Annotated in this window: 12 protein-coding genes; 10 read left to right on the top strand and 2 right to left on the bottom strand. The window is 50.7% G+C overall.

The annotated features are described in order from the left end of the window. Window positions 1–210: 210 nt before the first annotated feature. Both QWT68_RS10100 and QWT68_RS10095 read left to right on the top strand, forming a co-directional pair. Complete coding sequence (locus QWT68_RS10100) at window positions 211–492, top strand: hypothetical protein (RefSeq protein WP_290148217.1); 282 nt, start codon at window positions 211–213, stop codon at window positions 490–492. A gap of 119 nt (window positions 493–611) precedes the next feature. Next, complete coding sequence (locus QWT68_RS10095; protein WP_290148216.1) at window positions 612–1,442, top strand: hypothetical protein; 831 nt, start codon at window positions 612–614, stop codon at window positions 1,440–1,442. Window positions 1,443–1,508: 66 nt separating this feature from the next. Here QWT68_RS10095 and QWT68_RS10090 read toward each other — a convergent pair whose 3' ends face one another. Then, window positions 1,509–2,585 carry an S-layer homology domain-containing protein gene (locus QWT68_RS10090; RefSeq protein WP_290148215.1) on the bottom strand — a complete coding sequence of 359 codons (1,077 nt, stop codon included), beginning with the start codon at window positions 2,583–2,585 and terminating at the stop codon, window positions 1,509–1,511. 129 nt (window positions 2,586–2,714) lie between these two features. Beyond that, the gene (locus tag QWT68_RS10085; RefSeq protein WP_290148214.1) at window positions 2,715–3,512 is read right to left on the bottom strand and encodes an SGNH/GDSL hydrolase family protein; all 798 of its coding nucleotides are present in this window, start codon (window positions 3,510–3,512) and stop codon (window positions 2,715–2,717) included. Window positions 3,513–3,681: 169 nt separating this feature from the next. On the opposite strand from QWT68_RS10085, the gene QWT68_RS10080 reads away from it, so the two are divergent. The 8 genes from QWT68_RS10080 (at window position 3,682) to QWT68_RS10045 (ending at window position 12,137) form a co-directional block, all read left to right on the top strand. Further along, complete coding sequence (locus QWT68_RS10080; protein ID WP_290148213.1) at window positions 3,682–4,404, top strand: YveK family protein; 723 nt, start codon at window positions 3,682–3,684, stop codon at window positions 4,402–4,404. 6 nt (window positions 4,405–4,410) lie between these two features. Beyond that, on the top strand, window positions 4,411–5,121 hold the full coding sequence (locus tag QWT68_RS10075) for a CpsD/CapB family tyrosine-protein kinase (RefSeq protein WP_290148211.1): 711 nt from the start codon (window positions 4,411–4,413) through the stop codon (window positions 5,119–5,121). A 55-nt stretch (window positions 5,122–5,176) separates the two neighbouring features. Next, a complete protein-coding gene (locus QWT68_RS10070; protein ID WP_290148210.1) occupies window positions 5,177–5,941 on the top strand; it encodes a tyrosine-protein phosphatase in 765 nt (254 codons plus the stop codon). 225 nt (window positions 5,942–6,166) lie between these two features. Continuing rightward, on the top strand, window positions 6,167–7,999 hold the full coding sequence (locus QWT68_RS10065) for a polysaccharide biosynthesis protein (protein ID WP_290148209.1): 1,833 nt from the start codon (window positions 6,167–6,169) through the stop codon (window positions 7,997–7,999). A gap of 36 nt (window positions 8,000–8,035) precedes the next feature. Then, complete coding sequence (locus QWT68_RS10060) at window positions 8,036–9,370, top strand: glucose-6-phosphate isomerase (protein WP_290148208.1); 1,335 nt, start codon at window positions 8,036–8,038, stop codon at window positions 9,368–9,370. A 139-nt stretch (window positions 9,371–9,509) separates the two neighbouring features. Next, window positions 9,510–9,959, top strand: a complete 450-nt coding sequence (locus QWT68_RS10055) for a type II secretion system protein (protein ID WP_290148207.1) — start codon at window positions 9,510–9,512, stop codon at window positions 9,957–9,959. 394 nt (window positions 9,960–10,353) lie between these two features. Next, window positions 10,354–11,466 (top strand): DegT/DnrJ/EryC1/StrS family aminotransferase, encoded by a 1,113-nt coding sequence (locus tag QWT68_RS10050; protein ID WP_290150477.1) that lies wholly within the window; start codon window positions 10,354–10,356, stop codon window positions 11,464–11,466. Next, window positions 11,466–12,137: a sugar transferase gene (locus QWT68_RS10045; RefSeq protein WP_290148206.1), complete on the top strand. Its 672-nt coding sequence runs from the start codon at window positions 11,466–11,468 to the stop codon at window positions 12,135–12,137. The genes QWT68_RS10050 and QWT68_RS10045 overlap by 1 nt, the downstream gene beginning before the upstream one ends. Window position 12,138: the final 1 nt, after the last annotated feature.

The following is a 12,138-nucleotide window of genomic DNA, read 5'->3' as shown; positions in this document are numbered from 1 at the left end:
AGAAACCAAAGAACCTAGACGATAATAGCTGTCTGGGTTCTTTTTACTAATAAGCTAAAAGTCCTATTTAAAAATAAAATTGGGTACTATTAACCTATAAAATGATTTATCCGTCCCGTGTTTCTGTATATTTAGTTACAGGGTAATATTTCAAATCCAACACTTCTTGACGATACTATACATATACAAAAAGCAGCAAAGGAGACCATCATGCAATTCATCGATTATCTGAACTATCGGCACAACATCCAACCGGGGGCACGGAAATTATCCGAAGTATCCGCAGAACAGTATGCAAACCGGCTGCATAACTTGCAGCGGAAAGGGATCTACCATAATGAGGATCATGTGACGGAGGAGATGCTTGCGGAAATTGAGAAAGAGTACAAGCGAGGCTTGGATCTCTATCCGCGGACGATCCGTTATTATATCGAGTACATGGAGTATGAGGCGTATCTGAACGAAGGGAATCTGCTTGCGGAAATCCACTGAATGGCGGCGGATCGGCTGTCGCTTTGGAACCGGTTCTCAACAAATTACATAGGGACTCCCGCTGATCACGGAAATCTGATAGACTGGTCATAATGACAACTAAGATGAGGGAGGCGCCTATGAACAAGAAACTGAAGATTTTTTTGATAGCTGCAATCGTCATCATTCTGGCGGGCGGCTCGTACTTGCTGTATGAGTTCAAGTTCAAGACGTATGATGTCGCGGACGAGGCGGTCGATGAGATCATCGACGAGCCATATGAACTCGACTTGCCGGACGGATCGACAATCGGCGATGAAGAAGCAGGATCAGGCACAGGTACGGAGGATGGTACTTCTGGGGACTCCTCGGATAATTCCGCTACAAGTACAGGCCACGATACGGCTGAAGGTGCAACCGGCAAAGGCGAACAGGCAAGTGGCGGCACGACGACCGAAACGAAGGGCAAAGTGACCGTGTCGAAAAACCTGGCGGCAGCTTCTTCCAGCCAATCTTCTTCACGTGTCTCAAAAGGACAAGCAGGCCAGCCGTCTTCTAACGCACAAAAAGGGCAGGCCGGCAACTCCAAGCCGTCTGGATCCAACCCGCAATCTGGCGGCAAGGCATCGGTCGCCTCCATCAAAGCGAAGTACAGACCGACGCTTGAGAGTCTCGAAAACCAGGCGGCCGGCCGTTTGAATGCACTCGTCGGACGGGCGAAGAGTGAGTATGCAGAGAAGAGCAAGTCCGGAGATGTCAGCTACGGCTACTTCTACAACAAATACATGGGTGCAGCGCGTTCCATGGAAGCCCAGACGGACGGCGCATTCAATACGGTCATGGGCGCGCTTGAGAACGAGCTGAAGGCGAACGGCTACGATAAGTCGTATGCGCAGAGTTTCCGTTCGGATTATGAAGCGCGCAAGAAGGGGCTCCAGTCCCAGCTTATGAACAAAGCGCTTGGCCGCTGAGCCAACTGAATATGATTACAAGAAAACCCCCGCTGCCAATTCGGCAGGCGGGGGTTTCTGTATGTCTTATGGGAGTTTGACAACAAGCGTCAAGTTGAAGTCTTCCCAGATCTTTGCGTCGCCGGTCTGTGCGAACAGACGGACCGGCACATTCTTCGCTGCCATTTCGCCGCCGCTCACGTTCGACGTATCCATCAGATCTTTCAGCTGCTGGGAGATCATTGCTTTCGCCGCTTTGTGGTCTTTCGTCACGTCAACCGGCTCGTTGCTGCCGATCTTGATAGCTGTCACGCCGAGCTTGGGCAATTTCTCGGAGAAGATGCCTGTGCCCTGGAGCATATCGACAGCGTCCGGTGTGTTCGCTGTCAATGTCAGCAAGTTGGATGGCTTGTCGAACTTCGCCGTCGCGACAACTTTGCCGTCCTTGTCCTTGTAGTCTTCGTTCATCTCGACGATGGCACGGATGTCCTTGCGCATCTGCTCGACAGCTGTGTCGGCTTTTGCAAGGTACTGCTCGGCACGGACGATGAATGTCGCGAACTCGCCACGGCCGACGCCGCGGTCCGGTGCGAAGACAGTTGAAGACTTACCAGTCGTGATGCCGGTTGCATACAATGGCAGCACATACTTCGCGTACCACTTGTCCGCTTTCACGTCTGTGAACGGGTTCTCATCGGAATACGAACCTGTCAGGTCATATGCCGTGACGAGGAACTTCGAGATCTCGGAACGTGTCAGCTGCTGATCCGGGCGGAACGAACCGTCCTTGTAGCCGTCGATGACGCCTGCTTCACTCAAGGCAGCGACTGCGCCATAGTACCAAGCACCCGATTTCACGTCCGTGAATCCAGGGTTCTTGACTTTCTTCGTGTCCAGTCCAAGTGACTTCGCGAGCATCTGGGCAGCTTCACTGCGCTTCAGCTGCGTCATCGGACGGAACGAACCGTCAGCGAAACCGGTCACAACGCCGCGCTCAGCAAGTGCGTGGATGGCGCTTGCGTGCGGTGTTTTCGATGAGACGTCTTTGAAGCTGACAGCAGCCTCGGCGTTCTGTGCCGGTACGGCTGCGACGATCGCGCCGGATGCGACAGCGGCTGACAGGACAGCCATGTACGTTTTCCGTGCGGTTGTACGGTTCTTCATGTAATCCCTCCATTGGATGAATAATAATGCCTAACATTGGTAGTTCTCTCATTCTCCCACACTATACCATAACTCCAAGTGAAAATGGTAGCCAATTAGCAGAATTTTTCTTACTTCCGCTACAACAGGTCAGTCGATGAACTGCTCGGCGAGCGCTTCCGCCCAGACATCGACGCCTTTCGATGTCAGCGTCCGATCCTTTCCGACATACTCCAGCAGATCGGCAGACGACGTAGTGGGCCATCTGTCCCAGTGATCGACATACAGGAAGTTTTTTGCAGCCGAGAACTTCTGCAGCGCTTCGATCTGCGTCAAGTAGTAGTTCGCTTCGTAGATCGGCTGAGGCGGTGTGACGATGAAGACCGTCTCGCTGGAACTGCTGGACGCCCGATCATAGACAGCGAGCAGATCCTGCTCCTCCTTCTCGATGACCACCTTGCCGTTGTTCTTCAATGTGAACGGTTCGTAGATGACGACATCATACGGCGCCGACCAATCGATCGTTCCGAGTCCCTGGGCGATGAATTCGGAAGACGTTACATCTGCCGTGGCGGCATCGACCGTCACCCATTCCCCGAACCCCGTCTTCAGTTTTTCGGCGAAATTGACGGCGACAGGCGCCAAAGCATCCGACCCGGCTAACAGGATCCGGACCGGTTCATCCGCCGCAAAACGTTTCTCGAACCGTTTCCGGATACCCGGGTCCACGGACTCACCAAGAGCATCCAGTGGCGGGGTGGCCGTGACCGTCTCCTCCTCATTAGGCTCGGCGTCAGGAGAGTTGCCTGTATCCCCCGACTCATTGGACACAGCCGGCCGCAGCTCGCCGGCCTCCTGCACCTTCCCTTTCCATACCATCCAGCTGCCGATCACTCCGGCAGCACAGATCACTGCCAAGATCACTAAAACACCGACTCCACGTCTCATAAGTTCTCCTTTCCAACTCGTCATGATCAGCATGTATTCCATCTATCCGTCTAGCAGATTAGCACTACTATAGCATAATTTTCAGGAAACGATGTACCAAAAAATGACCCGGTATGCTATACTGTTGCAAGATTTGACAAACAACTAGAAAAGGGGAACCCGGGATCTCATGGAAGAAACCATCAGTCTGCAAGAGCTGATGAACGTCCTCAAAAAACGTCTCATCATGATCCTTGCCATCACCATCCTGGCCATCACCATCGCTGGCGTCGTCAGCTACCTGCTTCTGACACCGATCTACCAGGCATCCACACAGATCCTCGTCAACCAGGATAAGGTCGAGCAGCAGCCGTTCAACAGCCAGGACATCCAGACTAACCTGCAGCTCATCAATACATATAATGTCATCATCAAAAGCCCGGCGATCCTGTCCATCGTCATCGAGAAACTCGATATGGATACGACGCCTGCCCAGCTGACCAACAAAATCAGCGTCGACAGCACACAGAACTCCCAGGTCATCAACGTCAGCGTCACCGATGAAGAGCCGTACCGCGCCGTCGATATCGCGAACACGACCGGGGAAGTGTTCCAGGAAGAGATCAAGAAACTCATGAAAGTCGACAACGTTAACATCCTGTCACCTGCGGAACTGCCGGAGAAACCGGTGCCCGTGAAGCCGAACCCGAAACTCAACATGGCGATCGGCGCAGTCGTCGGCCTCATGATCGGAGTCGGCATCGCCTTCCTGCTCGAGTACTTGGATACGACCGTCAAGACGGAACAGGATGTCGAGGACCTGCTCGAGCTGCCGATCCTCGGGCTCGTCAGTCCGATTTCGGAAAAAGAGATGCCGACGCCGGCATCGAGACATCGAAAGAAGAAGAGGTGACCGCACATGGCGATTTTCAAGAAACAGAAAAAACCGCTCCAGAAAGCGGCACGCAAACTCATCACGGTCGATAACCCGAAGTCGATCATCTCGGAACAGTACCGAACGATCCGGACCAACATCCATTTCTCGTCCGCAGATACCGAGCTGCGGACGATCATGCTGACGTCGTCGTCTCCGAGTGAAGGGAAGTCGACGAGCGCGGCCAACATCGCCGTCGTTTTTGCTCAGGAGGGACGCAAAGTATTGCTCATCGATGCGGACATGCGGAAACCGACGATGCACCATACGTTCCACGTCAATAATGGGACAGGGCTCTCGGCCGTCCTCACCCGGCAGGCGGAAGCGGCGGAGGCGATCATCCCGACGGATATCGAGCATCTTTCGGTCATGCCGTGTGGGCCCATCCCTCCGAACCCGGCGGAACTGATCGGCTCCCAGACAATGAAAGCACTTATCGCCCAGCTGAAAGAGCAGTTCGATGTCATCGTCTTCGATGCACCGCCGCTGCTGTCCGTCGCGGATGCCCAGATCCTCTCGAACGAATGCGACGGCACAATCCTCGTCGTCAATACAGGATCGACCGAAAAGGACAATGCCCTGAAAGCGAAAGAGACGCTGCAGTCGGCGAACGCACGGATCCTCGGCGTGCTCATGAACAATTACACGCTCGCAAAAGACCACTACTACTACCAATACTACGGAACTGCAGAGTGAGGGACGCACGGGCCCTCGCTCTTTTTTTCACTCATAAGCAAAGGAGATACAGATCATGATAGATATGCACTGCCATTTGCTGTTCGGCGTGGACGACGGCCCGAAGACGATTGAAGAGACGATGCGGCTGCTGGAGACGCTGCACGCAGAAGGCGTCACGGGAATCATTTCCACGTCGCACGCCCTCCAGCCGCAATACCACGTACCTGCGGAAGAAGTGAAAAGCCAGCTCCGGCTGCTTGAAGATATCCTCGCGGGCTCGGACACGCCTGTCACCCTCCACAGCGGACACGAAGTCCGGCTAGCGGAGGACATTGTCGATAAAGTGAAGACTGGAGAGGTTCTGACGCTCGCTGGCTCCAATTACTTACTGCTCGAACTCCCATCCGGCTCGGTTCCGGCGTACACAACGTCGATCATCAGCCAGCTGCTCACGGAAGGCATCACGCCGATCATCGCGCATCCCGAGCGCAACCGCGGCATATCGGAAAAACCCGAACGGCTCGAGCGGCTCGTCCACGCAGGCGCCTTGTCACAGATTACTGCAGGCAGCATCGCCGGCGGATTCGGGAAGGCGATCCAGAAACTGTCTCTTCAGCTCATCGAGGCGAATCTCGTCCACTGTTACGGCTCCGATGCGCACAATACGGCAAACCGTCCGCCGCTATTCGAAAAAGGACTCGATATTCTTGAGAAGAAACGGCTCGGCGACTATGCGGATCTGATGCTCGATAACAACGAAAAGATAATGACCGATAAGAATCTCACCATTCTTGAGCCGGAAGCACTAGAGAAGCCGAAAAAATGGCTGTTCTTCTAATGGATTGGTACTTACTTCTAGAAATCATGGATGAGAGGAAAGCAGGACAATTTGCCAGATGGAGGAAAAGTGAGGAATAGCAACGGGTTTCCCGAGAATGTGTGGAAAGTATGTAGGGAATTTGTCGAAAAGTTGCACGGAATCTAGCTTTCCAGCTACCGCCATGCTAAACTGGTAGAAGAATTGTAAAATATTTATAGTATTTTAGGAGGGAGGTGGAAGCGGATGACGATGCGGAAAAGGATGACCATGCTGTTCGTGCTCGATACAGTCATCGTCCTCTCTTCCATCTTCTTCGGCTATTTCATACTGAAACCGGATTTTGTTGTATTCACGACAAAAGTCGTCATCGCAAGCTCCGTTGCCTTGACAATCGCACATCACCTGTTCGCCTGGCGCTATGGCCTGTACCGGAAGGTCTGGTCGTATGCGTCCATCGGGGAACTCGCAGCGATCTTCAAAGCGGTCACGCTGTCGATCATCGTCGTCGCAGGCGTCCAGCTCGTCCTGACGCAACACATCAGCATGCGGGCATTGTTCCTCACATGGATGCTGCACTTGCTGCTGATCGGCGGCTCCCGGCTGTCCTGGCGGATGGCGCGCGACAGTCACTTGAAACGAAAAGGGCTGAACACGAAGCGCACGCTCATCATCGGCGCAGGACAGGCCGGTACGATCGTCGCCCGGCAGCTCGTCAACAACCCGGAATCCGGCATGACAGCGGTCGCGTTCCTCGACGACGACCGCCGGAAGCAGGGCCTCGAGATCCACGGCGTCTCGATCATCGGCGGCACGAAGAACATCGAAGACTATGTACAGGATAACGACATCGACAAGATCGTCATCGCGATCCCTTCAATGAACAAAGCGGACATGCAGGTGCTCATGCAGCGCTGTGTGGACACAGGCGTCAAGACGCAGACGATCCCGAAAATCGAAGACCTCGTGACGGGCAAAGTGTCCGTCACCGACATGCAGGACGTCAAGATCGAAGACCTGCTCGGGCGGGACGAAGTCAAACTCGACATGGAAGCGATCCGAAGCAAACTGACCGGCCAGACGATCCTCATCACAGGGGCGGGCGGGTCCATCGGTTCGGAAATATGCCGGCAGGTAAGCGCGTTCCAGCCGAAACGGCTCGTGCTCGTCGGCCATGGGGAAAACTCGATCTACCTGATAGAACGGGAACTCCGCGAAAAGGTTGCCGGCACGATCGACATCATTCCGGTCATCGCCGATGTGCAGGACCGGAACCGGTTCTTCAGCATCGTGGAACAGTACGCACCACACGTCATCTACCACGCGGCGGCGCATAAGCACGTGCCGCTCATGGAAGCGAACCCGCGGGAAGCGGTCAAAAATAACATCTTCGGCACGAAGAACGTCGCAGAAGCCGCCGACACATACGGCGTGCCGCACTTCGTCCTCGTCTCGACCGACAAAGCGGTCAACCCGCCGAATATCATGGGAGCGACGAAACGGTTCGCCGAGATGATCATCCAGAACCTCGCCAAAACAAGCAAAACGAAATACGCCGCCGTCCGGTTCGGCAACGTCCTCGGCTCACGCGGTAGTGTCATCCCGCTGTTCAAACATCAGATCAAACAAGGCGGCCCGGTGACCGTCACCGACCCGGACATGACCCGCTACTTCATGACGATACCGGAAGCATCCCGGCTCGTCATCCAGGCCGGCACACTCGCACGCGGCGGGGAAGTGTTCGTCCTCGATATGGGTGAGCCTGTAAAGATCACCGACCTCGCGAAGAATCTGATCCGCCTGTCCGGATACCAGGACGATGAAATCGAAATCAAATACTCCGGCATCCGGCCGGGGGAGAAGCTCTACGAGGAATTGCTCGACCCGGCAGAACGCCAGGACGAGTACGTCTTCCCGAAAATCTACATCGGCAAAGCGACACCGATCACAGCGCTCGAGCTAGAATACGTACTCGACCAGCTGCCCGACATGTCGATCGAGACGATGAAAGACACACTGATCGGCCTCGCCAACCGCAAGACGGTCGAAGTCGATCCGAAACAATTGACGACTGCCTAAGACTTGAGGAACTCACCAGAGAAAAGAGGAAGCGACATGACCTACATCAAGCTGGACTACACAAATGCAGAGCCCTTCTTCGGACACTACCAGATCGAGTTCCTCAAAGAATCAGTCGCAGCCATCCACGAGCAGATGCACAGCGGCCGCAGCAAGCACCAGGACGCCCTCGGCTGGCTCACCTATCCCCAGGACATCGACCCGCAAGAAATCGAACGAATTCAAAAAACCGCCCAGCACATCCAGCAGACGAGCGACATCCTCCTCGTCATTGGGATCGGCGGTTCCTACCTTGGTGCACGCGCAGCTATCGAAATGCTCACGCACCCCTTCAAATACTCTATACCCGGACCAACGCAGCATAAACCACAAATTCTCTATGTCGGTCAAAACTTGAGCTCGACATACATGACGCAAGTGATGCAAGCTCTCAAAGGGAAGGACTTCGCCATCAACATCATCTCGAAATCCGGCACGACGACCGAACCGGCCATCGCCTTCCGGATTTTTCGCAAGCTATTGGAAGATAAATACGGCAAGGAAGAAGCACGGAAACGGATCATTGCGACAACCGACGCCGAACAAGGCGCCTTGCGAGAATTGGCGCAACAGGAAGGCTATGTAACCTTCACGATACCGAGGGACATCGGCGGCCGCTACTCGGTGCTCACGCCAGTAGGTCTTCTGCCAATGGCGACAGCGGGCATCGACATCCAGCAGGTTCTGACAGGCGCCAAACAAGCCTACAACGAACTACTGACCGCGGACATCACCGAGAACAGTGCGTACCAATATGCCATCATCCGCAACATCCTGTTCCAGAAAGGGATGGCGATCGAACTGTTCGTCGCCTACGAACCGAGCCTGCAGTTTTTCGCGGAATGGTGGAAACAGCTCTTCGGCGAAAGCGAAGGCAAAGAACGCCGCGGCATCTTCCCGGCATCCGCCACGTTCACTACGGATCTCCATTCATTCGGCCAGTATATCCAGGAGGGCCAGCGGGATCTGTTCGAAACGATCCTGACCGTCAAAGAACCGGCACATGACCTGGTCATCGGTTCCGATCCTGACAACATTGACGGCCTGAACTACCTGGCCGGCAAGACAGTCAATAAAGTGAACGAACAAGCCACCATCGGCGCACTCAATGCTCACGCAGAAGGCGGCGTCCCGGCGGTCACATTCGAAGTCCCAAGACTCGATGCCTTCACGTTCGGCTATCTCGTCTACTATTTCGAAAAAGCGTGCGCCATGAGCGCCTACCTATTCGGCGTCAACCCATTCGACCAGCCAGGCGTCGAACTGTATAAAACCAATATGTTCAAACTGCTCGAGAAACCGGGCTATACGGAAACCGCTAAATCGATCTGATCCTATGGCACAACTGCATATGTGGATTCAGGTAACGCTGCCTCACCTTTATCAACGGCAGCACTCGGCTGTATTGTGGGTGGTTGGATAAACCACCTTAGATGCACACCAGTTATCAGTGGTACGGCGTGAGGAGGGGTTGGATGCCCCTTTTTTTATTTTGTTTTTATTACCGGGAAAGTTGGTGATAGAGATGGATAAGAAACATGATAAAGGTAAAACATCTGATGAATCCGGTTTCTCCTTAGTGGAGTTATTGGCTGTAGTTATCATAGTTGGGATACTTGCCGCTATAGCAGTTCCAATGGTTATTAACCAAATAGACAAAACGGAGAATGAAGTCTGTGCTGTGAATAGGGAGACTGTCAAGAAAGACTATGAGCGACGATTATTGATGAATTCAGTTATCCATACAACTGAACAATTTAACCAGTTCGTGAATGAAAGTGGGCTGAGTACTTGTCCTGCTGGAGGGAGCTATCAATTGAATAGGAGCGCCGATCAGTTGGAAGTGATCTGTAATGTACATGTAAAGGAACTGGATGACGAGGAAAACGGTGGAGGCGATTCTGAGGTGCCTTGGTTGTGAGAATAGAGGATGTAAGAACGGTGCAGACAGCAGAGAGATTACACCGGGTTCTTATGTCTTTTTTTGAATGGTTGAAGGGAACTGAGTATCGTACTTAGATTGAACGCTAGAAACCTTGCGGGATAAGGGTTTGAGGCATTTTTAGTGAGAATTTTAGATTAATTGAATGGTATATATAATTAGGAAGAAACTCGGTTTGGAGTGGTTTTGTAACGAATATCTATTTCGTATTTGCTTGGTAGATTGAATAGATATTACGAGGTGGCTATCAGTAGTAGATAACAATTTTAGTGGTTTAGTAGTTGGTTGGAAGGAAGATCTTCTAAATAAGTCCTAATCTACTAAAATATTAACTTAACTAGGGAAGGAAGTCTAGAAAATGGAATCGACAAAAGTGAAAGAAGGAATATTCCTCTCTTCACCACATATGAGTGATGAAGGTTATGAAATGCAATATGTTAAGGAAGCTTTTGATACAAACTGGATTGCTCCCCTTGGTGAAAACGTAAATGGATTTGAAAGAGAGCTTGCTGAGAAGGTTGGTTCTAAAGCTGCTGCAGCACTGTCTTCAGGAACAGCTGCTATTCATCTAGCGCTTAAAGCGGCAGGAGTTGGAGAAGGAGATATTGTATTCTGTCCAACACTTACTTTCTCTGCTACTGCAAATCCAATCATCTACCTAAATGCTATTCCTGTATTTATCGATAGTGATTACGAAACTTGGAATATGAGCCCAAAAGCATTAGAAGAAGCTTTTGAAAAGTATCCAGAAGTAAAGGCAGTACTGGTCGTTCATCTATATGGTTTGTCTGCAGATATGGACAAAATCATGGAGATTTGTAAGAAACATAACGTAGCGGTTATAGAAGATGCTGCTGAGTCTCTAGGTACTTACTATAAAGGTAAGCATACTGGAACTTTCGGTGACTATGGCATCTTCTCTTTTAATGGAAACAAGATCATCACAACTTCCGGAGGTGGAATGCTTGTTTCTAATAATGAAGAAAGAATTGCTAAGGCGAGGTTTTGGGCCACTCAATCCCGAGACCAAGCAAGACATTATCAACATAGCGAATTAGGTTTTAATTATCGAATGAGTAATGTGGTTGCTGGGATTGGTAGAGGGCAGCTTAAGGTGTTGGATCAGAGAGTTGCTAAAAAGAATTACATTTTTGAGTTCTATAAAAGAGAGCTTGGTGGGCTAGAAGGAATTGAATTTATGCCTAGTAATGAATGGGATGAACCAAATTATTGGTTAAGCTCGATGACATTGTCTGGTAAGATTAGACCCCTTGATATATTTGATGCATTGGAAACAGAGAATATCGAATCAAGGCCAGTATGGAAGCCGATGCACATGCAGCCATTCTTTGAGAAATATAACTTTGTTGGTGAAGGTGTATCGGAGAAATTGTTTGAGAATGGTGTGTGCTTACCGTCTGATACTAAGATGACAGATGAAGACCTGTGTAGAGTGGTAAAAACCATTAAGGGGTTGTGGCAGTAATGCAGTCTGAACTAAATACAAACATGAAGCCTAAGTTGCAGCACCCTAATAACAATGGTCTTTATAGTAAATATATTAAGAGATTACTAGATTTTATACTTTCGTTATCGGCTCTAATTATTTTGTCACCTCTTTTAATCATTGTGGCTATTCTAATTAAATTGGATTCCAAAGGACCGATATTCTTTACTCAAGAAAGGCCTGGGAAAGATATGAAAATATTTAAGGTCTACAAATTTCGAACCATGGTACAGGATGCGGCTAAGCAACAAAAAGTGGGTGTCGAAGTAAAAGGCAATGATAGTAGAATCACACAACTAGGGAAATTTCTTAGACGATTTAAAATAGATGAATTAGCCCAACTGTTGAATATCTTGAAAGGTGATATGTCAATTGTGGGCCCTAGACCAACACTTCCTGAATATATTAAACAATATGAAAAATGGGAATTGAATAGGTTTGATTCAAAACCAGGGTTAACTGGATTTGCGCAGGTTAATGGAAATATTTACTTAGAACGCAAAGAAAAAAGTGCCTACGATATAGAATATATAGAAAAAATCAGCTTTGTCACAGATGTTAGAATTATTCTAAAGACAATTGCGATTGTAGTTTTCGGTGAGGAAAAGTTTATAAACAAATCCCGAAATCAAAACGAGAGAGGGGAGTAAA

Source organism: Sporosarcina trichiuri (assembly GCF_030406775.1).
Taxonomy (GTDB): Bacteria; Bacillota; Bacilli; order Bacillales_A; family Planococcaceae; genus Sporosarcina; species Sporosarcina trichiuri.
Note: the sequence above shows the minus strand (reverse complement) of the source record. Positions and strands in the feature narration are given on the sequence as shown.